The following is a 20,411-nucleotide window of genomic DNA, read 5'->3' as shown; positions in this document are numbered from 1 at the left end:
CATGCCCGGCATGGAAATCATACAGGTTCCCGTGCTCACGGATAATTACGTCTATCTGCTGCATGATGCGGACAGCGGCCAGACGGCGGTGGTCGATCCGGCGATGGCGCAGCCGGTGCTGTCGGTGCTCAACGAGCGGAACTGGACGCTGGATTACATCCTGTGCACCCACCACCATCGGGATCATGTGGGGGGCAACGAGGACCTGAAAATGGTCACCCGCTGTCAGATCGTCGGCGCGGCCAACGATGCCGAGCGCATTCCCGGCCTCGACATCGGCCTAAGCGAAGGGGATTTGTTCAAACTGGGGTCATTGACCGCGCAGGTGCTGGAGGTGCCAGGCCATACCATGGGCCATATCGCCTTCTGGTTTGCCGAGGCGGAAGCCCTGTTTTGCGGGGACACGTTATTCAGCCTCGGCTGCGGGCGATTGTTCGAGGGCACCCCAAAATTGATGTGGAAATCCTTGAGCAAACTGCGCGCCCTGCCCGACACCACGCAGGTGTTCTGCGCCCATGAATATACCAACGCCAACGCGGATTTCGCGCTTTCCATCGACCCGGCCAACAAGGACCTGCGGAGCCGGGCCGGAGAGGTGGTCCGATTGCGCGAACAGGGACAATCGACGGTCCCGTCGCGGCTGGGCGAGGAAAAGAAATGCAATCCCTTCCTGCGCGCCGACCATCCGGCCCTGCAACTGGCCTTGGGCATGAACGGGCTCGATCCGGCCCAGGTGTTCGCTGAAATCCGCCATCGCAAGGATGTTTTCTGATGATGCAACTCGCCTATTCCCCTACCTCGCCCTTTGTCCGCAAGGTGATCGTCACGGCGCACGAATGCGGTTTATTCGCGCGGCTTGAAATGCTGCCGAAAGCCGCCTTTCAGGAGGGTCATGGTCCGGCAGACGTCAACCCCCTGGGCAAGGTTCCGGCGTTGCGGCTCGCCGGGGGCGAAGTGCTCTATGACTCGCCGGTGATTTGCGAATATCTGGACAGCCTGCACGACGGCGTGGCGCTGTTCCCACCCTCCGGCGGCACCCGTTGGACGGCGCTGCGCCGACAGGCCCTGGGTGACGGGATCATGGATGCGGCGGTGGCGATCCGTATGGAATCCCTGCGTCCCGAGGGCGAGCAGTCGCCGACGTTCGCGTTTGCCCAACGGGACAAGATCACCGCCGCCCTGGATGTCCTGGAAGGCGAGGCGGACGAACTGGGACAGGGATCGACAACCATCGGCCAGATCGCCATTGCCTGTGCCCTGGGCTATCTGGATTTTCGATTTGCCGCCACCCCCTGGCGGACGGAACGGCCCCGGCTAAAGGCCTGGAACGACCTCTTCGCGGCCCGCAAATCCATGACCGAGACGATCCACAGCGCCCCATGACGGCGGCGGAGGGGATTGGGCACCGGCTATGCCTTGCCCGAATCCCTTCCGGGTGCGACACTCCGAACCGGCATTCATTGCGATAGTGCAGGAGTTATCCTTGGGAAACGTCGGTCTTTTGAAGCGGGGGTCCTGGCTGGATATATTCCGCGACAGGACCAGCGGACCCGGTGCCGCCGATGAGCGGATCAAGCTTTTTTCCTCGCAGCTCGACGAAAAAATCTATGAAAAATGGAACCTGGGCCACGATATCGTGTTGGCCTGGTGCCCGGCTCCCCTGGCGCTGGATCTGGTGGTGGTGCCCCATTACCGCATCGCCGAGGTGGTCGCCGGACTTGGCGACCCCATTGCCGACGCCATGGGGGACGGGGCGACCAGCGCCCTGGAACGCATTCTCTCCGGGGCCAAACAGGCCAATCCCGACCGCCTGCTGGCCATTGCCCAATTGTTCGATACCGAGCCTCTCCGCCTGGACCTGAGCTTCACCCCGGGGGAGGATCTGCCCTTATTGACCGTCGATGCCCTGGTCCGGCGCTATTCCATCTCGCTGGTGGAGGACCGGGCGGTGGCGCTGTTTGATGCGGTGGGCTTTTCCCTGGTCTCGCCGTTCGAGCAGGTGACGCAGCTCAACAGCCTGTCCTATTCGGTCAACGCGGCCTATTCGAAGCTGTTGGAAAAGAACATTGAGATCAAGTTCGCCCGCTCCACCACCGGCGACGGCTATTACATCTGGAACCGCATTTCCTCCATCCGGGCCAATCTGGACCTCTATCACTTCATGCATCTGGTGATGGCCGACAACGCCATCGCCCGTATTAAGTCCAGCGGTCGCACGGTGCCCTACCTGCGCACCTGCTTCCATGTGGGCTCACACTACGAATTCTTTCAGGCCGAGGGGCTCAATCCGACGGCGGTGAGCTATATCGTCGGCGATGTGACCATCGTGCTGGCGCGGATGATTTCCAGCGCCCTGCCGGGGCAGATTCTGATCGGCAATTTCCGCGCCCCGATGATCGAGTCCGGCACCGGCCGCACCCACCGCATCGACGCCCTGGACTTCATCAAGCGGGCCGAGGCCACCATCTCCAACCTGGAGGGGCTGGTGCTGTCGGGGGAGGCCATCGAGTCCATCCGTTGTTATCTGACCGGTCCTAAATACCCGGACGGCTCATTCGGCATCAGCCGGTTCGTTATCCACGACAAGCACGGCCAGCCGCATCAGGTATTCAACGCCAAGGTGAACATCTATCGCCGCAACGCGCCGCCGATTTTCCTCGGCTTGCAGCATACGGACCTGGACCCGTTCCGTGAAAATGCCGACGAAGAGATCATTCATTTCTCCAGCGCCGGGGAACGGCTGGATTAGAGTGCCACCGGCAGGGTAAAATAGAAGGTACTGCCCTTCCCGGGTTCGCTTTCAACCCAGATACGGCCGCCGTTTCGTTCCACGATGTTTTTGCAAACGGCCAGTCCAATCCCCGTGCCCTCGAAGGCTTCGCGGCTGTGCAGACGCTCGAAAATTCCGAAGATCCGATCGAAATATTCCGCTTTCATCCCAATGCCATTGTCGGTGACGGAAAAAGTGGCATAGCCCCCGGCAACCGACGCGGCGACCTCGACCCGAGGCGTTGTCGCCTCATCCTGATATTTGAACGCATTACTTATAATGTTTTGGAATAATTGTACCATATGACCATGATCGGCGCGAACGACCGGCAGATCCTTGAAAAGCAGGCGTCCCCCTTGTGACTCTATCTGGAGCCTCAAGTTATCGGAGACGGCGCGCACGACCTGCAGGGTGTCCACGGCATCGCGTGCCACGGCCTGGGTTTGAATTCTGGAAAAGAGGAGCAGATCCTGAATGAGCGCATCCATGCGTTTCGCCCCCTCCACCGCGAATCCGATGTAATCCTTGATGTCGCCTTCCTGACAGGCACTGCATTTCCGCTCGATCAATTGCAGATAGCTGGTAATCATGCGCAAGGGTTCGCGCAGGTCGTGGGAGGTCAGATGGCTGAACGTCTGAAGGTTTTCGTTGGAGGCGCGCAGGGCATCCTCGGTGAGCTTGCTTTCCGTGATGTCCTGAACCGTACCCATGGAGCGCAGCACATTGCCCTCGGCATCGCGGGTATGTTCACATTTTTCGCGGACCCAGCGGACTGATTTGTCATCGTTGCGAACGATCCTGTGCACCACATCGTAGGGATTCTTTCCCTCCACGGAACCGCGAAACTGGGACTGGACCTCGTCCACATCGTCAGGATGGATGGCCTTGATAAAGGCCTCGTAGGTGGCACCGAAGCGATCTTTGTCAATGCCGAATATGCTGAAGACTTGGTCCGACCAGGTCAGTTCGTTGGTCGTCAAATCCAGGGTCCAACTGCCCATATTGGCAATTTTCTGCGCGTGAGTGAGGTTTTGCTCGCTTTCCATCAGGGCCTGCTGGGCTTTTTGCCTTATTGCTTCCAGCTCCACCTTTTCGGTCACGTCTTCCAGAAAAACGAAAAAACAGCCCTGCCGCGCAACGGAATGGGTCGTCACCACCTCAACCGGCCAAATCGACCCATCCTTGCGCCGGTGACGGGTTCGGAAGCGGGCAAAGCCCTCTGTACTGATTTGCCGAATGCGGGCCGCCGTATCCTCGGCGGATTCCTCCACATCCAGGTCCCCGATCCGCATGCCGATCAGCTCGCTCGGCCCGTACCCCGAAAGTTTGGCATAGGCGGTATTCACTTCCAACAGCCGACCCGTGAGATCCAGAACCCAAAAGCCCATGGCCGGGGTGTTGATGGCCGCTTTGTATATGTCGAGGGAGTCCTGGAGATCCCGCTCCAATTTCTTGCGCTCGGAGATATCCTGGGCCAGACCGCAAATCAGCTCGACCCCGTCCTTTTCGAAGATGGATACGGTGACTTCCGCCTCGTAATCCGAGCCGTCCTTGCGCCGATGAACGGTCTCGATGCGCGTCTTCCGATTGACTCGCAGCTCGTTGAGAACCCGCGCCCAGACCGCCTCGTCGGTCTTTGGGTCCACGTCGGCCACGCGGAGCGCCAACAGTTCCTCCCGGGTATAGCCCAGAGCCTTGCAGGCGGCGGGGTTGGCCTCCACAAGACGCCCCGTCTGGTCGGCCCAATAGACCTCCAACGCTGTATGCTCAAGGGCGAATTGAGCCATTTCCTGTTCGAGCATGCCCGGCCTTCTACAGATTTGAATGGGTTTAACTTTGCCGAAAATATACGGTAGTGGCATCAAAATTAAATATATTTATGTGGCTTGCTCAATCCTGCTGCCCGACCCGGAGCCTGGATCACTCACGAAAGCGATTCCCTTCCGTCTGTCTTGGATCGAGGGCATAGGCGGCCACGGACGTACGAGGAACCGGCTGAAAGGGCGCCTGCTCTTCCGGCGGGACGGCAGGCGACCGGCGCATGCGCCACAGGGAAAATCCGCCGAGAAGCAATCCGGTAAGGGCGGTGAAGGCAAAGAGTCCCAAAGGCCCCATCCCCTCCATCAGCAGCGAGGCCAACACCGGCCCGGCCATGGCGCCCGCACTGTACGACAGGATCAGGCCACCGGACATGGCCACGAAGCCGTCTGCCTTGGCGTGGTCGTTGGCCTGCGCCACGCTCAACGGATAGAGGGTGAAGGCCAAGGCTCCGAACCCCACCACCAGAGGCCCGATCCAGGTTTGAAATCGTTCGTTGAAGGCTTGCGGATCGGGCAGCATATCGGCGTCGAAGGGCAGGGTATCAAGGGCTTCCGGGCTGAATTGCCCCGCCGTCACCGCCACAATGCCGAGGCTGAACAAGGCCATCCCGAACCCGTTGCCGAGAATGGCCCATCGGCGATCCACCCGGTCGGAAAGCCGTCCCATGGGCCACTGTAGCAGCATACCGCCGATAATCGCCGCCCCCATAAACCAGGCGACGCCACTCGGGTCCAAGCCCATGCGAAGCCCAAAAATCGGCCCCATACCGTAAAAGGCCCCGAGCAGCATGCCGGAAGCGGCGCAGCCGCTGACACCGAGCGGCGAAACCTTCCACAGCGCCCGGAGAGCCAGCCGGGAGGATGTTAACAGGGCCGGGCCGGGCGTGCGGGTCAGGGCGACCGGCACCACAGCCAGGGACAACAGCACCGAGGATAGGGCGAACAGCACAAATCCTTCGACCGGAAACGTGGCCAGCAACAATTGCCCCAGCCCCGTGCCAAGGCCAGCGGTCAGCGTATAGATGGATAGTATGGTGCCGCGCGTGGCGTTGTCGGCCCGCTCGTTGAGCCAGCTTTCGGCGCAGATGAACAGCCCGGCCATGCAGAGCCCTTCGATCACCCGCAGGCCCCACCAGACCAGCGCCCCTTCGTTGAAGGCATGAAGCAACGAGGCGGCGGAAAACAGGGATGCCAGAGCACTGAACGTCCGAATATGCCCCACTTGTTGAAGAATGCGGCTGGACAGCAGAGCCCCCAGAAGCAGGCCGAAAAAATAGCCGGAAACGATCAGCCCATTGGAAAAGGCACCGGCTCCACTCTGTCCGAGCCGCACCCCGATCAGCGAGGTCAACAGCCCGTTGGCGATCATCAACAGAGCCACCCCGGTCAACAGGGCCGATACGGGCAAAACAATCCGATGCATGGCGGCTTCCATGGTGCGAGCAGGGGGACCGAGAGTGCCCCGCTCCCCCCGCTCGTGCAAGGCTGGAGTCTGGCCTACATGCCAATTTCCCGTTGCTCGTGCCGCAATCCCATGTAGAGACTGACGCACATGGCCAGCAACACCAGGGTGAAGGGCAGTCCCACGGTGATCGCCGCCGCCTGTAGAGCCCCGAGCGCATCCGCCCCGCCGCCAAACAACAAGGCACCGGCGACGACGCCTTCGATGGTCGCCCAGAAGATGCGCTGCGGAACAGGCGCATCCAGCTTGCCGCCAGCGGTGATGCTGTCAATCACCAACGAGCCGGAATCCGAGGAGGTGACGAAAAACACCAGCACCAGACAGATGGCGACGAACGATACGATACCCGTCAACGGCAGATGGGACAGCATCTGGAACATGGCCAACGAGACGGTGCTGATGCCATTGGCCAACTCGCCGATATTGGCCTGCACCTGCTCCAGGGCGGAGCCGCCGAAAACAGACATCCAGACCAGGGTGACCAGGGTCGGCACCAGCAACACGGCAATCAGGAATTCACGCACCGTACGGCCCTTCGAGACACGGGCGATGAACATGCCGACGAACGGTGACCAGGAAATCCACCAGGCCCAATAGAAGACCGTCCAGCCGTGATAGAACTTCTCATCCGTGCGATCGATCCAGTTGCTCAGAGGTATCAGGTTTTCCACATAAGCAACGACGGTCGTCCCCATGGTGCTGAGAATGGCCAGGGTCGGCCCGAAGACAAAGACAAACAGCAACAGCAGCAGGGCCATACCCATGTTGATGTTGGACAGCACCTTCACCCCGCCGTCCAATCCGCGAACAACCGATACCACCGCTACCGAAGTGACCGCGATGATAATGGCGATCTGCGTATTGATGCTATTGGGAATATCGAACAGGAAATGCAGCCCGCTGGCGGCCTGCTGGGCTCCGAAGCCAAGAGATGTCGCCAGACCGAACAGCGTCGCCAGTACGGCAACCACATCAATGATGTGGCCGAACCAGCCCCAGGAATGATCCCCGATCAGCGGATAGAACGCCGACCGGATGGTCAGCGGCAATCCCTTGTTATAAGCGAAGAACGCCAGCGACAAGGCGACCACGGCATAAATGGCCCAGGGATGCAGCCCCCAATGGAACATGGTTGCCCCCATGGCCATGCGTGCCGCTTCCGGTGTGCGCGCTTCAACGTTCAGCGGCGTACCCCACCAGTCGGTGAAATAGGCGGTCGGCTCGGCGACACTCCAGAACATCAATCCGATGCCCATGCCCGCAGCAAACAGCATGGCAAACCACGACATGGTGGAGAATTCCGGCTTGGCATCCGCTCCCCCGAGACGGATCTTGCCCACCGGCAGAACGATCAAGACCAGACAGAACACCACGAAAATGTTGCCGCCGACCATGAACAGCCAATCAAAGTTGTTGATCGACCAGGACTTTGTGCCATCGAAAATTTCCTTGGCCGGTTCGGGAGAAATGAGGGTTCCCAAAACAAAAAACAACACCAATACAGCAGAAATCCAAAATACGGGGTGATGGATATCCATACCGAATTTATGAATATTATCTTGGCCTACCTCATATTCAGTATCATAAATTCCTTCACTTTCGACTGCCATCAACACGCTCCATAGGTTTGTTTCCCATGAGAGCATCCTATTCGATTCGATTAATTATTTGAACCCCCACAGGGATTATTTATCAAAACTTTTCTTGATATTGTACGGAACTGGTTGAAATCATTTCCAGATGCTCTTGCCGCTGCCGGGTAGGCCGAGGCGGCCCCACAGGGCATCGACCTTGTCGATCACGCCCTGGTCCATGCGGATTTTCTGGCCCCATTCGCGCTTGGTTTCCGGCGGCCATTTATTGGTGGCGTCGAAACCGATCTTGCCGCCCAACCCTGATTCCGGGGAGGCGAAATCCAGGTAGTCGATGGGCGTGTTTTCCACCGTATGGGTATCGCGCACCGGGTCCATGCGGGTCGACATGGCCCACATCACATCCTTCCAGTCCCGCGCATTGATGTCGTCATCGACGATGATCAGCCACTTGGTATACATGAACTGGCGGAGATACGACCAGGCCCCCATCATCACCCGCTTGGCGTGGCCCGGATAAGCCTTCTTCATGGAGATGACGGCGATGCGGTAGGAGCAGCCCTCCGGCGGCAACCAGAAATCGACGATTTCCGGGAACTGCTGCTGCAACAAAGGGATGAACACCTCATTCAGCGCCTCGCCGAGCACGCTCGGCTCGTCCGGCGGGCGGCCGGTGAAGGTGGAGAGGTAAATCGGCTTGTGACGCAGGGTGATGGCGCTGATCTCAAACACCGGAAACCGTTCGACCGAATTGTAATAGCCGGTGTGATCCCCATAGGGGCCTTCGTCGGCTTCTTCATCCAGCAGCACATGGCCTTCGAGGATGATCTCCGCCGTCGCCGGGACCTTCAACGGGATGGTTTTGCAGTCCACCAGTTCCACTTTCTTGCCGCGCAGGAGCCCGGCGAACTGGTATTCGGACAGGGTGTCGGGGACCGGGGTGACGGCGGCCAGGATGGTCCCCGGATCGGCCCCGATGACGGCGGCGGCCGGGAATGGCCCCCGGCCCGCCGCCTTCCAGCGGGCGAAATGCTGCGCCCCGCCGCGATGCTTGAGCCAGCGCATGATGCAGCGGTTCTTGCCCAGCACCTGCATGCGGTAGATGCCCAGATTGAAACTGTCGGTCTTGCCTTCGCCGGGGCCATGGGTGACCACCAGCGGCCAGGTGATCAACGGGGCGGGCTCGCCGGGCCAGCAGGTCTGCACCGGCAGTTTGCTCAGGTCGATGTCGTCGCCGGTCCAGACCACCTCCTGGCACGGAGCGCGGGAGACGGTCTTCGGCTTCATGGAGAGCACGGTCTTGACCATGGGCAGCAGACCGATGGCCTCTTTCAGCCCCCCCGGCGGTTCCGGCTGACGCAGGAATGCCAAGGTCTCGCCCACCTCGCGCAATTCCGACGGCTCCCGATTCATCCCCCAGGCCACCCGCTCCACGGTGCCGAACAGATTGACCAGCACTGGCGTGTCGTAGGGCGTGCCGTCGGGACGCAGCGGAGTCTCGAACAGTACCGCCGGGCCGCCCTCGGCCAGCAAACGAGTCTGGATTTCGGTCATTTCCAAGAAGGGCGACACCGGCTCGGTGACCCGCACCAAGCGGCCCGCCTTTTCCAAACGGTCAAGGAACTCGCGCAGGCTTTCATAGGACATGGGGGTTTCCGTTCGCTGAGGTGGGCTCGGGGGATTATGCCACAGCTCGGCGACGGGAAAAGCCGTTTCCGGGAAGGATGGAAAATGTTAGCCTCCCACCATGATCCCGCTTTCCATGGCCCGCACTGTTTTGCAGCGTCTGCTCGACGAAATCACCGACGAGACCGGCGGGCCGGCCCTGGCGCGTTGGACTGATGATGCCGCCATCGACCGACAGATCACCGCTTTTCGCGAGATTCTCGATGGCCTGCCGCTGTCCTTCGAGCGCTTGCAGGCCATGGCCCGGGAAGAGCGTGATTTCGGGGCCTTGCTGGCCGAAACCCGGCTGCGCGCCTTGATCGAGCACTGCCGGATCGTCCTCGGGGTGCTGAACAAACAGCAATAAGTTCAACACAAGGCCATAATGTGCGTGTTGAAACCGGCCCGTTGGCACTATACTTTTCGTAATATGAAGTCGCCTTCGAGGGACAGACCATGAGCACGGAAGCCCGCCGCAACGGTGGCCCGAAAATGGAATGGTACCAGCGGTTGCTGGATACCGGCATAGCCCTGTCGTCGGAGCGCAATCACGACAAACTGATGGAACTGATCCTGCACGAGGCCAAGGACCTGTGCCATGCCGACGGCGGCACCTTGTACCTGCGCACGGAAAAGGATTCGCTGAAGTTCGTCATCATGCTCAACGATTCCCTGAACATTGCCATGGGCGGCACCACCGGCAAGGAGATCCCCTTTCCGCCGTTGCAGATGTATCGCGAGGACGGGCGCGGCAATCACAACAACGTCGCCACCCACGTGGCCATTTCCAAGGAGACCATCAATATCCCCGATGCCTACGAGGCCGAGGACTTCGATTTCTCCGGCACCCGCAAGTTCGACCAGGGCACCGGCTACCGCTCCAAATCCTTCCTCACCGTGCCCTTGATGAACCACAAGGAAGAGGTCATCGGCGTCCTGCAACTGCTCAATGCCCAGGACCCGGAAACCGGCGAGGTCATCCCCTTCAGCGCCGAGATCCAGCCGATCATCGAATCCCTGTCGTCGCAGGCCGCCGTCGCCCTGGACAACCAGCAACTGATTTCGGCCCAGAAGGACCTGCTGGCCTCGTTCATCCAGATGATCGCCGGGGCCATCGACGCCAAGTCGCCCTACACCGGCGGCCACTGCCAGCGGGTCCCCGAACTGACCAAGATGCTGGCCCATGCCGCCTGTGATTCCAAGGAACCTCCGTTTGCCGATTTCCAGTTGGAAGACGACGGCTGGGAAGAACTGCATATCGCGGCCTGGCTGCACGATTGCGGCAAGGTGACCACGCCCGAGGCGGTGGTGGACAAGGCGACCAAGCTGGAATGCATCTATGACCGCATTCACGAAATCCGCATGCGGGTCGAGGTGCTCAAGCGCGACGCCGAATTGGATTTCTACCGCGACCTGAAGGCGGGCAAGGGCAGCGAGGCCGATCTGCAAGCCCGGCTCGAAGCTCGGCTGGCCCAGCTTGACGAGGATTTCGCCTTTATCGCCGAATGCAACCTGGGCGGTGAATTCATGGCCCCGGAACGGGTCGAGCGCCTCCAGAACATCGCTCGGGAAACCTGGACCCGCACCCTCGACGACCGGCTGGGGCTGGCCCACGAGGAACTGCAACGCTATCCCAAGGACCACCCCAACCCGCCGGTGGTCGAGCCTCTGCTGGCCGACAAGCCGCAACACCTCATCGCCCACGACAAGGAACAGAAGGAACAATTGGTCCATTACAAGGAAATGGGATTCAACATGGTACCGCCGCCGCACAAGGCCAATCGCGGCGAACTGTGCAATCTGGCCATCGGACGCGGCACACTGACCGATGAGGACCGCTTCAAGATCAACGATCATATCGTGCAGACCATCTTCATGCTCGGTGCCCTGCCGTTCCCCAAACACCTGAAGAACGTGCCGGAATATGCCGGCGGCCATCACGAAAAAATGGATGGCGGCGGCTATCCGCGCGGCCTGAAGAAGGATCAGATGTCGCTGCCCGCGCGGATCATGGCCATCGCCGATATTTTCGAGGCCCTGACCGCCGCCGACCGCCCTTACAAGAAGCCCAAGACCCTCAGCGATGCGGTGCGTATCATGTCGTTCATGACCAAGGATGCTCATATTGATGCGGATCTGTTCCGGTTGTTCCTGACCAGCGGCATTTACAAGGAATACGCCACCTTGTTCCTGAAGCCGGAACAGATCGACGAGGTGGACATCTCCCAATACCTGCCGCAAGCCGCCCAATGAACCCCATCGAGCTGGCGCTGCGCTATCCTTACGGATTGCCCCATTCCTCCTATGTGCTGACCGCTGCCGGGCCGCAGCCCTGGACGGCGGATGTGTGTCTGGAGGGCCGGACCCCGGTGCTGGCGGTCGGGGCCAATCAGGCGTCGGAACGACTGGCGATGAAATTTCCCGAACTGCGAGATCGCGAACAGATCCCGGTGCAGCGGGGCACCCTGGACGGTTTCGACGCGGTCTATTCGGCGCATTTTTCGGTCTACGGGTCGATCCCGGCGACTCTCCATCCGTTGCCCGGCGGCACCGTGACCCTCTGCGTCACCTGGCTCACCCAGGCCCAGTTGCCGGTCATGCACCAGAGCGAGGCGGTGGGCAAAAACTATGATTTCGTGGTGCTGGAGGGGGCCTGCTTCCGCAGCGAACAGGGGACGGAAGTCCCCCGTCCGTTCACCTACCTGTCGCGGCGCGGGGCCTGGGCTCCGGAGGGCCTGCCCATCGGTCTGGCCGCCGTCTCCGCCACCGGTCGCCCCTATGGGGCGCTGACCCAGATGCAGGTGCAGGAACTGGCCCGATTGCGGCTGTCTCCGCGTGACACCCTGGGCAGTTTCGTGGCGGCGACCATCGACGACCGGGACCTGCGCCAGTCCCGTACTGCGCGACTGGCGGAACAGGCCCTGCCGCCTCAGAAGGGCTCCAGTTCCGTATCCCAGTAAAGATAATCCCGCCAACTCTCGTGCAGAAAGTTTGGCGGGAACGAACGTCCATTGTGCTGAAGCAGGTAGGCCGACGGTTCAATCGGCTCCTGCCTGGGATACATGGACGTTCGGTCGGGCATCCGGTTGCTCTTGCGCAGATTGCACGGGGCGCAGGCGGTGACCACGTTTTCCCAAGTGGTGCGTCCGCCGCGCGAGCGCGGAATCACATGATCGAAGGTCAGGTCATTGGCGGCGAAGGACTCGCCACAATACTGGCAGGCGAAACGGTCGCGCAGGAACACGTTGAACCGGGTGAAGGCCGGGCTTTTGGCCTGCGGCACATATTCCTTCAGCGAGATCACGCTGGGCAGGCGCATTTCCATGCTGGGCGAACGAATGGCCCGATCATATTCGGAAACCACATTGACCCGGCCGAGAAAAACCGCCTTCACCGCTTCCTGCCAGGACCACAGGGAGAGGGGAAAATAACTCAGCGGACGAAAGTCCGCGTTGAGAACCAGGGCCGGCGCGTCTGGGGACAAAATAAGCTCCTATCCGTTCCGTCGGGCGCAGCATACAACATCTTGTATCGGGTGCCAAATACCTGGACCATGAAATTCACGTTAAGCTATCCTGGCCGTCATGAGCCGCCCCGTGGTCACCCGTTTCGCCCCCAGCCCGACCGGATATCTGCATCTGGGTCATGCCTATTCGGCGCTTTTTGCCCAGGCGCGGGCGAGGGACAGCGGCGGGCGTTTTCTGCTGCGCCTGGAGGACATCGACCCGGGCCGCTGCCGTCCCGAATATGAGACGGCCATATATGAAGACCTGGTCTGGCTGGGGCTGAGCTGGGAGACCCCGGTGCGCCGCCAGTCCGAGCATCTGGCCGACTATGCCCGCGCCCTGGAGCGATTGAACGATGCGGGACTGCTCTATCCGTGTTTTTGCAGCCGCTCCGATATCGCCGCCAGCACCACCGCCCCGCACGGTCCCGACGGGCCGATCTATCCGGGCACCTGCCGCCGCCTGGATCCGGGCGTACGGCAGGAACGTCTGGCGCGCGGCGATTCCCATGTGGTGCGCCTGGACATGGCCCGGGCGGTGTCACGGACGGGCGCTCTGTGCTGGCACGATACGGCGCGCGGACCGCAAACCGCCCGACCGGAACAATTCGGTGATGTGGTGTTGGCCCGCCGCGATGTCGCGACCAGCTATCATCTGGCGGTCACCCTCGACGATCATCTGCAAGGGGTTAGCCTGGTCACCCGGGGCGAAGACCTGTTCGAAGCCAGCCATGTGCACCGGCTGTTGCAGGCCCTGCTGGATCTGGACACCCCCGACTATCATCATCATCCCCTGCTGTATGGGCCGGACGGCAAACGGTTCGCCAAACGCGACCGCTCGTTGACCCTGCGCGCCCTGCGCGAGGCGGGGCACCCTCCAGAAACGGTGCGGAAAATGGCCGGTCTGCTGACCTAAATCAATTGCAGCCCCCCGGACGCGCCGCTATAGTCCAGGTCACATTTGTAAAAACGAGATCAAAAGGAAGCGGGCTATGTCCGAAACCGCGCCGCCGTTTTCCCCGGTGCTGCTCGCCGGGTTCGTGCTGCGGCCGCTGCCGCCGAGGCTGTTGCAGCCGCTGCTCGATCTGTCCATGACTCTTTTGCGCCGTCGTCACCCCGATGTGTTCGAGCGGCTGTCGGGCATGGCGGTGCCCTTGGTGTTGATTGATCCGATAGACCTGCCCCTCCGCTTTCTGCTCCATGCGGATCCACAGGCCCCGCGACTGACCGCCCTCGGCGACGGTTCGGAAGTACCCGAAGGCGTCACCGCGACCATTGGCGGGCCGCTGCTGGTGCTGATTGATCTGCTGGAAGGCCGCATTGACGGCGACGCCCTGTTCTTCACCCGCCAACTGCACTTCGGCGGCGATACCGAGGCGGTGGTCGCCCTGCGCAACGCCCTTGACGGGGCGGAGATTGATTTGGTGGCAGACGTGCTTTCGGTTCTCGGTCCGGCGGCCCGACCGGCCCGCCACGCCCTCTCCCTGGGTCAACGACTGATGCGCCGTTTCGCCCGCGATCTGGATCTGTTGCGGAGCGCCGCCCTGGCTCCCGCCGAGCGCCGCGCCGATACCCAGGCCGCCGATCTGCGCCGTCTCGAACTGAAGGTCGCCGATCTGGACAAGGCGGCCCGACGGACTCGGAGAAGCGCCCCATGACCGGTCAAAAGCTGGAACTGGTCTGTCCGGCGGGAACCCCGGCCGCCCTGCGCGCCGCCGTCGAGGCGGGGGCGGATACGGTCTATCTGGGCTTTCGCGACGCCACCAACGCCCGTAATTTCCCCGGCCTGAATTTCAGCCGCATCGAATTGCAGGACGGTCTGGCCTTTGCCCATGCTCATGGGGTCAAGGTGCTGGTGGCCATCAACACCTTTCCCGAAGCGGGCCATTTCGAGCCCTGGCAACAGGCGGTGGACGATGCCGCCGACCTGGGCGTCGATGCGGTGATTCTGGCCGACATCGGACTGGCCGACTATGCGGCGCGGCGGCATCCCCGATTGCGTCGCCATCTTTCGGTACAGGCCTCCGCCTCCAACGCCGAGGCGATCAACTTCTATGTGCGCGAATTCGGCATCAAACGGGTGGTCCTGCCCCGCGTGCTGACCATTGCCGAAATCGCCGATCTCAACAAGCGGATCGAGGTGGAGACCGAGGTTTTCGTGTTCGGCGGGCTTTGCGTCATGGCCGAGGGACGTTGCGCCCTGTCGTCCTATGTCACCGGCAAGTCCCCCAACATGAACGGCGTCTGTTCCCCGGCCAGCCATGTGCAATATGTGGAAGAAGGCGACCGCCTGACGTCCAAGCTGGGGCCGTTCACCATCAATCGTTTCGAGGCCTCGGAGAACGCTGGATATCCGACCTTGTGCAAAGGCCGCTTCATCGCCCATGACAAGACCAGCTATCTGTTCGAGGACCCGACCAGCCTCAATGTCATCGGCATGCTGCCGGAACTGATGGCCGCCGGGGTGACCGCCCTGAAAATCGAGGGGCGGCAACGTGGCCGGGCCTATGTGACCCAGGTGGTCAAAGCCTTCCGTCAGGCGGTGGATCATGCGGCGGCGGGGGAGCCCGTCCCGCCGATGGACCTGTCGGCGCTCACCGAAGGACACACCGAGACCGCCGGTTCCTATCGCAAGACCTGGAGATAAGGTATGAGCAGCAAGCTCACCCTCGGCCCGCTGTTCTACAACTGGGCACCGGAGGTCTGGCGGGACTTCTATTTCCGCATCGCCGACGAAGCGCCGTTGGATACGGTCTGTCTGGGAGAGGTGGTCTGCTCCAAGCGTCAACCGTTCATCGACCCGATTCTGCCCGAGGTCATCGAGCGCTTACAGGCGGCGGGCAAGGAGGTGGTACTCTCCACCCTGGCCCTGATCATGTCGCGACGCGAAGAAGACCAGATGCGCGATCTGTGCCAGCATGCCGAACTGACAGTCGAGGCCAACGACCTGTCCGCCATCTCGCTGCTGGCCGGGAAGCCGCATGTGGTCGGGCCGCTGGTCAATGTCTACAACGAGGGCACCTTGTCCTATCTGGCGCGCAACGGAGCGATTCGGGTCTCCCTGCCCGGTGAACTGCCAGCCACCGCGCTGCGGGCTTTGGCCGTCGCCGGGCTGGTGCCCCTTGAAGTGCAGGTGTTCGGGCGTCTGCCGCTGGCCATCTCGGCACGCTGCTACCATGCCCGGTCGCGCGGCCTGCACAAGGATTCCTGTCAGTATGTCTGCGCCGAGGACCCGGACGGCATGGACCTGGACACCCTGGACGGCACCCCTTTTCTGGCCGTCAACGGCACCCAGACCCTGTCTTACAGCTATGTGAATCTGGCCCAGGAACTGCCCGAGTTGCAGCGCATGGGGATCGCGCATTTCCGGCTGGCCCCGCAGCATGTGGACATGGTCGCGGTGGCGCGACAGTTCCGCGACCTGCTGGACGGCCGGACAGACCCCGCCCGGGCGGTGGCCCAACTGGAAGTCCTGTCCGACGGCCTGCCTTTTTCCAACGGCTATTACCACGGCACCGACGGCGTGGCGGCAGTGGGTGAGCTGGCCGTCGAATAGCCGCCCCTACTTCTCTTGCATCGGCTTGATGTTCCAGATTTCCTTGGCGTAGGCGTGGATGGTGCGGTCGCTGGAGAACTTGCCCATGTGGGCGACGTTCAAGATGGCGCGGCGCATCCATTCGTCGGGGTCGGCGAATACCCGCTCCACTTCGCCCTGGGCCTTGATGTAGGACTCATAATCGGCCAGCAGCATGTAGGGATCGCCGCCCCACAGCAGGGAGTCCACCACGTCCTTGTAGCGGTGCGCCTCCTCCGGCGAAAAATGCCCCGACGAGATCATGTCGAGGACCTGCCGCAATTCCTCGTTGCTGTTGTAATAGTGCCAGGTGTCGTAGCCGGAGCGCTTGCGGGCCATCACTTCGTCATCGGTCATGCCGAAGATGAAAATGTTGTCTTCGCCCACCTCCTCGCGGATTTCGATGTTGGCCCCGTCCAAGGTGCCGATGGTCAAGGCCCCGTTGAGGGCGAACTTCATGTTGCCGGTGCCCGAGGCCTCGGTTCCGGCGGTGGAGATCTGTTCCGACAAATCGCTGCCCGGGATGATGATCTGCGCCGAGGTGACGCTGTAATTGGGGATGAACACCACCTTCAGCTTGCCGTCCACGGTCCGGTCGTGATTGACGATTTCGGCGATATCGTTGGACAGGCGGATGATCTGCTTGGCCATGTAATAGCTGGGTGCCGCCTTGCCCGCCAGGATCACCGTGCGCGGCTGGTGGTTCCCGTTGGGATTCCTGCGGATGCGGTTATACAGGGTGACCACGTGCAACAGATTCAGCAGTTGCCGCTTGTACTCGTGCATCCGCTTGACCTGGGAATCGAACATGGAGGTGGGGTCCACCTCGATCTTGTTGGAGGTTTTGATAAAGGCGGCGAGCCGCTCCTTGTTGACCTTCTTGGCCGCCGCAAAGGCGCGACGAAACGCTGGATCATCGGCCAGCGGAGCCAGTTCCTGCAACCGGTCCAACTCGGTGATCCATTTGTTGCCGATATGCTTGGTGATCAATTCATTAAGCGGCTTGTTGGCCTCCAGCAACCAACGGCGCGGCGTGATGCCGTTGGTCATGTTGGTGAATTTTTCCGGGAATAAGCGGTCGAAATCCGGGAACAGCCGGGTTTTAACCAGACCCGAATGGATTTCGGCGACGCCGTTGACCTTGTGGCTGGCGACCACCGCCACATGGGCCATACGGACCATCCGCCGATGATCATCGATCAGCGACAGCCGACCAAGCATCGACGGATCGCCCGGATGGGCCGCCTGCACCTCGCGCAGGAAAAAGTCGTTGATCCGATAGATCAGGTCCAGATGACGCGGCAGCAACGCGCCGAGCAGGTCAATCGCCCAGACTTCCAGCGCCTCGGTCATCAAGGTGTGGTTGGTATAGGAGAAGGTCCGACGGGTGATGTCCCAGGCCTTCTCGAAGGTGTATTTATGGCGATCAATCAGCAGATGCATCAACTCCGGCACGGCCAGGGTCGGATGGGTGTCGTTGAGCTGAATGGAGGCCTGTTCCGGCAGGTTGTCCAGGCTCGGGAAATCCCGCAGGTGCCGATCCAGAATGTCCTGAATGGAGGCGCTGACGAAAAAATACTCCTGTTTCAGGCGCAGTTCCTGGCCCTCGCGGGTATTGTCCGCCGGATAGAGCACCTTGGTCAGGCTCTCCGAGGTGACCTTCATGCCCGCCGCGCCCATGTAGTTGCCTTCGTTGAAGGAACTGAGATCCAGTTCACGGGTCGCCCGGGCCGACCACAGGCGCAGATTGCCCGCCGTCGGCTGCCCATAGCCCGAGACCGGCATGTTGAAGGCCAGGGCCAGCACATTGTCGGTGTCCAGCCACTCAACAACCTCCTGGCCGGATTCATCGTGGTATTTATGCAGCCGTCCGCCGAACTGAACCATATGGATCACGTTGGGACGCTCGAATTCCCAGGGATTGCCCAGACGCAGCCAGTTCTCCGGGCGCTCTTTCTGTTGGCCGTCCTTGATCGCCTGACGGAACATGCCGTAGTCGTAGCGCAGGCCGTAGCCGTAGCCCGGATAGCCATGGGTGGCCAGCGAATCGAGGAAACAGGCGGCCAGTCGCCCCAGGCCACCATTGCCCAGCGCCGCATCCGGCTCGAAATCCTGAACGGCCTTGATCTCCTGACCGAATTCCTTGAGCACCGAGGCGGCCTCGTCGCACAGCCCCAGGTTCAACATGTGACAGGCCAGACTGCGCCCGATCAGGAACTCCATGGACAGGTAATAGACCCGCTTGACCCCTTGGCTTCGCTGCATTCGCTTGGCGCGGATGTAGCGTTCCGACAACACGCCGCGCACCATATAGGCCAGGGCATAATACCAGTCGCGGGTCGAGGCTTCCTTCGGGTCGCGACCGACCCCATGCACCATGTAAAAGAGCAAGGTATCGCGCATGCTGTCGTGATCCTTCAGCGCTCCGTTCTGGAAGCTGTGGTCGATGGCGTCGGTCAGAGTTTTATCCATGGGTCCCGTCTATTGCTTGCTGTTGATCGTTTCCTCGTAGAGAGTCTTGTAGGCTGCGGCGGCTCTTGTCCAGTCGAATTCCTGGGCCATGGCCCGGCACCGCAAGTTGTGCCATTTTTCCGGCTGTGCATAAGTCTCCAGCGTCCGCTCCAGCGCCGACCATAGCCCTTCGGCGGTGGGGGCGTCGAACAAAAAACCGGTGCCGTTGGCCGCTTCGGCATCCACGATGGTGTCGGCAAGGCCACCAGTGCGCCGCGCCACAGGGAGGGTGCCGTAGCGCATGGCGTAAAGCTGGGTCAATCCGCAGGGTTCGAACCGCGAGGGGACGACGAAGGCATCGGCACCCGCCTGGACGCGGTGGGCCAGGGTCTCGCTATAGCCGATATGCACGGCAACCGATTTGGGATGGGCAATGGCCAGGGCACGAAAGGCATCTTCCAGAGCCAGATCACCCGACCCCAACACGACGATCTGAGCCCCCGCCCGCAACAGCTTTTCAACGTTGGCGAGGATCAGGTCGAGCCCTTTTTGACTCGACATGCGGCTGACGATCCCGAACAGCGGCGCCTCCGCCTCCTCGGCCAATCCCATGCGGTCCTGCAAATCCAGTTTGCAGGCGGCCTTACCCGATTTCAGACTTTTCAGAGTGTACGGCTTGGCGATCAGATCATCGGCGTCCGGCGACCAGATGTCGTAGTCGGACCCGTTGAGAATTCCCACCAGATCGGCCTTGCGGCTGCGCATCAGGCCATCCAGCCCCCAGCCGCCGTCCGCCGTCTGGATTTCACGGGCATAGGTCGGGCTCACCGTGGTGATTTTGTCGGAAAACCGCAACGCCGCCTTGAGAAAGGAGACGTGCCCATAGAATTCCACCCCATTGATATTCATCAGCGCCGGATCGAGCCCTACCTCGGGCAGAATGGCCGGAGCGAATATGCCCTGATACTGCATGTTGTGAATGGTGAACACGGTCACCGGGCCGGGGCCGCGCCATTGCCGCAGATAAACCGGAGCCAGGCCGCATTGCCAGTCATGGGCATGCACCACCGCCGGGACCCAGGCCCGCTCGTCCCCCACCTTGCCCACATAGGCCGCCACCCAGGACAGCAAGGCAAAGCGGCGATGGTTGTCGGCCCAATCATGACCATGGGTATCCAGATAGGGACCGCCGTCGCGATTGTAGAGCAGCGGGCAATCCACCAGCCACACCGGCAGGCCGCTGTCGGGCATGCGGCCGCCCACCAGCCGGGTGCGTCCGAATCCCAGGGGATCGCCCAGATCGGCCCCGTCCACCCGGCCCTCGATATGGTCCAGCGCGTCCGGATAGGCGGGCATCATCACCCGCACATCAAGCCCAGCCTTGACCAGGGCGGGGGGCAAGGCACCGGCCACATCGGCCAACCCGCCGGTCTTGATCAACGGATGCGCCTCTGGCGTGACGAACAGTACTTTCATGATCCAATCCCCCCCCATCCATTCGCGAACGGCCAGGGACACGCTCGTAAATGCGCCGCAACATTACGATACCTTTAAAGGAAAGTCGCGGTTCTG

General features: G+C 61.4%; 17 protein-coding genes. 10 read left to right on the top strand and 7 right to left on the bottom strand.

Annotated features, from left to right (window positions below; translation table 11 throughout):
• The first annotated feature begins 1 nt into the window (after window position 1).
• From gloB to ACYQ1P_RS08970, 3 genes are all read left to right on the top strand, one after another.
• The gene (gloB, locus tag ACYQ1P_RS08980; protein ID WP_460020002.1) at window positions 2-772 is read left to right on the top strand and encodes a hydroxyacylglutathione hydrolase; all 771 of its coding nucleotides are present in this window, start codon (window positions 2-4) and stop codon (window positions 770-772) included.
• Window positions 772-1,383 carry a glutathione S-transferase N-terminal domain-containing protein gene (locus ACYQ1P_RS08975; RefSeq protein WP_460020001.1) on the top strand — a complete coding sequence of 204 codons (612 nt, stop codon included), beginning with the start codon at window positions 772-774 and terminating at the stop codon, window positions 1,381-1,383. Before gloB ends, ACYQ1P_RS08975 begins: the two co-directional genes overlap by 1 nt.
• A 100-nt stretch (window positions 1,384-1,483) precedes the next feature.
• Window positions 1,484-2,749: a hypothetical protein gene (locus ACYQ1P_RS08970; protein WP_460020000.1), complete on the top strand. Its 1,266-nt coding sequence runs from the start codon at window positions 1,484-1,486 to the stop codon at window positions 2,747-2,749.
• Here the strand turns inward: ACYQ1P_RS08970 and ACYQ1P_RS08965 are convergent.
• The 4 genes from ACYQ1P_RS08965 to ACYQ1P_RS08950 all read right to left on the bottom strand — a co-directional run bounded on the left by ACYQ1P_RS08965 (window position 2,746) and on the right by ACYQ1P_RS08950 (window position 9,291).
• On the bottom strand, window positions 2,746-4,572 hold the full coding sequence (locus ACYQ1P_RS08965; RefSeq protein WP_460019999.1) for a sensor histidine kinase: 1,827 nt from the start codon (window positions 4,570-4,572) through the stop codon (window positions 2,746-2,748). The two genes, ACYQ1P_RS08970 and ACYQ1P_RS08965, sit on opposite strands and share 4 nt — an antisense overlap.
• A 118-nt stretch (window positions 4,573-4,690) precedes the next feature.
• Window positions 4,691-6,013, bottom strand: coding sequence for an MFS transporter (locus ACYQ1P_RS08960; RefSeq protein ID WP_460019998.1), 1,323 nt, complete (start codon window positions 6,011-6,013; stop codon window positions 4,691-4,693).
• Between the two features lie 74 nt (window positions 6,014-6,087).
• Window positions 6,088-7,662: a BCCT family transporter gene (locus ACYQ1P_RS08955; RefSeq protein WP_460019997.1), complete on the bottom strand. Its 1,575-nt coding sequence runs from the start codon at window positions 7,660-7,662 to the stop codon at window positions 6,088-6,090.
• 120 nt (window positions 7,663-7,782) lie between these two features.
• Window positions 7,783-9,291: a UbiD family decarboxylase gene (locus tag ACYQ1P_RS08950; protein ID WP_460019996.1), complete on the bottom strand. Its 1,509-nt coding sequence runs from the start codon at window positions 9,289-9,291 to the stop codon at window positions 7,783-7,785.
• A 115-nt stretch (window positions 9,292-9,406) separates the two neighbouring features.
• On the opposite strand from ACYQ1P_RS08950, the gene ACYQ1P_RS08945 reads away from it, so the two are divergent.
• From ACYQ1P_RS08945 to ACYQ1P_RS08935, 3 genes are all read left to right on the top strand, one after another.
• A complete protein-coding gene (locus ACYQ1P_RS08945; RefSeq protein WP_460019995.1) occupies window positions 9,407-9,676 on the top strand; it encodes a hypothetical protein in 270 nt (89 codons plus the stop codon).
• Between the two features lie 89 nt (window positions 9,677-9,765).
• Window positions 9,766-11,562 carry an HD domain-containing phosphohydrolase gene (locus ACYQ1P_RS08940; RefSeq protein WP_460019994.1) on the top strand — a complete coding sequence of 599 codons (1,797 nt, stop codon included), beginning with the start codon at window positions 9,766-9,768 and terminating at the stop codon, window positions 11,560-11,562.
• Window positions 11,559-12,269, top strand: a complete 711-nt coding sequence (locus ACYQ1P_RS08935; protein WP_460019993.1) for a hypothetical protein — start codon at window positions 11,559-11,561, stop codon at window positions 12,267-12,269. The genes ACYQ1P_RS08940 and ACYQ1P_RS08935 overlap by 4 nt, the downstream gene beginning before the upstream one ends.
• Here ACYQ1P_RS08935 and ACYQ1P_RS08930 read toward each other — a convergent pair.
• The gene (locus tag ACYQ1P_RS08930; RefSeq protein WP_460019992.1) at window positions 12,239-12,793 is read right to left on the bottom strand and encodes an HNH endonuclease; all 555 of its coding nucleotides are present in this window, start codon (window positions 12,791-12,793) and stop codon (window positions 12,239-12,241) included. The genes ACYQ1P_RS08935 and ACYQ1P_RS08930 overlap by 31 nt on opposite strands.
• A 100-nt stretch (window positions 12,794-12,893) precedes the next feature.
• Between ACYQ1P_RS08930 and gluQRS the strand changes: the two genes are divergently transcribed.
• The 4 genes from gluQRS to ubiV all read left to right on the top strand — a co-directional run bounded on the left by gluQRS (window position 12,894) and on the right by ubiV (window position 16,370).
• A complete protein-coding gene (gene gluQRS / locus ACYQ1P_RS08925; RefSeq protein WP_460019991.1) occupies window positions 12,894-13,730 on the top strand; it encodes a tRNA glutamyl-Q(34) synthetase GluQRS in 837 nt (278 codons plus the stop codon).
• A 76-nt stretch (window positions 13,731-13,806) separates the two neighbouring features.
• Window positions 13,807-14,472, top strand: coding sequence for a ubiquinone anaerobic biosynthesis accessory factor UbiT (gene ubiT, locus ACYQ1P_RS08920; RefSeq protein WP_460019990.1), 666 nt, complete (start codon window positions 13,807-13,809; stop codon window positions 14,470-14,472).
• Entirely contained in the window at window positions 14,469-15,461 is a 993-nt protein-coding gene (gene ubiU / locus ACYQ1P_RS08915; protein ID WP_460019989.1) for a ubiquinone anaerobic biosynthesis protein UbiU, read from the top strand. The genes ubiT and ubiU overlap by 4 nt, the downstream gene beginning before the upstream one ends.
• A gap of 3 nt (window positions 15,462-15,464) precedes the next feature.
• The gene (gene ubiV / locus ACYQ1P_RS08910) at window positions 15,465-16,370 is read left to right on the top strand and encodes a ubiquinone anaerobic biosynthesis protein UbiV (protein WP_460019988.1); all 906 of its coding nucleotides are present in this window, start codon (window positions 15,465-15,467) and stop codon (window positions 16,368-16,370) included.
• A 6-nt stretch (window positions 16,371-16,376) separates the two neighbouring features.
• Here ubiV and ACYQ1P_RS08905 read toward each other — a convergent pair whose 3' ends face one another.
• Together ACYQ1P_RS08905 and glgA are read right to left on the bottom strand one after the other, a co-directional pair.
• Window positions 16,377-18,860 (bottom strand): glycogen/starch/alpha-glucan phosphorylase, encoded by a 2,484-nt coding sequence (locus ACYQ1P_RS08905; protein WP_460019987.1) that lies wholly within the window; start codon window positions 18,858-18,860, stop codon window positions 16,377-16,379.
• A 9-nt stretch (window positions 18,861-18,869) separates the two neighbouring features.
• Window positions 18,870-20,315: a glycogen synthase GlgA gene (gene glgA, locus ACYQ1P_RS08900; protein WP_460019986.1), complete on the bottom strand. Its 1,446-nt coding sequence runs from the start codon at window positions 20,313-20,315 to the stop codon at window positions 18,870-18,872.
• Window positions 20,316-20,411 lie beyond the last annotated feature (96 nt).

Source organism: Magnetospira thiophila (assembly GCF_054657015.1).
The sequence above is the reverse complement of the archived record's forward strand: the minus strand, read 5'-3'. Positions and strand labels throughout refer to the sequence as shown.

Excerpts from the sequence above, each read along its gene's own strand:
- gloB (WP_460020002.1), top strand. The coding sequence starts at position 2 with ATGCCCGGCATGGAAATCATACAGGTTCCCGTGCTCACGGATAATTAC.
- ACYQ1P_RS08975 (WP_460020001.1), top strand. The coding sequence starts at position 772 with ATGATGCAACTCGCCTATTCCCCTACCTCGCCCTTTGTCCGCAAGGTG.
- ACYQ1P_RS08965 (WP_460019999.1), bottom strand. The coding sequence starts at position 4,572 with ATGCTCGAACAGGAAATGGCTCAATTCGCCCTTGAGCATACAGCGTTG.
- ACYQ1P_RS08960 (WP_460019998.1), bottom strand. The coding sequence starts at position 6,013 with ATGCATCGGATTGTTTTGCCCGTATCGGCCCTGTTGACCGGGGTGGCT.
- ACYQ1P_RS08955 (WP_460019997.1), bottom strand. The coding sequence starts at position 7,662 with ATGGCAGTCGAAAGTGAAGGAATTTATGATACTGAATATGAGGTAGGC.
- ACYQ1P_RS08950 (WP_460019996.1), bottom strand. The coding sequence starts at position 9,291 with ATGTCCTATGAAAGCCTGCGCGAGTTCCTTGACCGTTTGGAAAAGGCG.
- ACYQ1P_RS08945 (WP_460019995.1), top strand. The coding sequence starts at position 9,407 with ATGGCCCGCACTGTTTTGCAGCGTCTGCTCGACGAAATCACCGACGAG.
- ACYQ1P_RS08940 (WP_460019994.1), top strand. The coding sequence starts at position 9,766 with ATGAGCACGGAAGCCCGCCGCAACGGTGGCCCGAAAATGGAATGGTAC.
- ACYQ1P_RS08935 (WP_460019993.1), top strand. The coding sequence starts at position 11,559 with ATGAACCCCATCGAGCTGGCGCTGCGCTATCCTTACGGATTGCCCCAT.
- gluQRS (WP_460019991.1), top strand. The coding sequence starts at position 12,894 with ATGAGCCGCCCCGTGGTCACCCGTTTCGCCCCCAGCCCGACCGGATAT.
- ubiT (WP_460019990.1), top strand. The coding sequence starts at position 13,807 with ATGTCCGAAACCGCGCCGCCGTTTTCCCCGGTGCTGCTCGCCGGGTTC.
- ubiU (WP_460019989.1), top strand. The coding sequence starts at position 14,469 with ATGACCGGTCAAAAGCTGGAACTGGTCTGTCCGGCGGGAACCCCGGCC.
- ubiV (WP_460019988.1), top strand. The coding sequence starts at position 15,465 with ATGAGCAGCAAGCTCACCCTCGGCCCGCTGTTCTACAACTGGGCACCG.
- ACYQ1P_RS08905 (WP_460019987.1), bottom strand. The coding sequence starts at position 18,860 with ATGGATAAAACTCTGACCGACGCCATCGACCACAGCTTCCAGAACGGA.
- glgA (WP_460019986.1), bottom strand. The coding sequence starts at position 20,315 with ATGAAAGTACTGTTCGTCACGCCAGAGGCGCATCCGTTGATCAAGACC.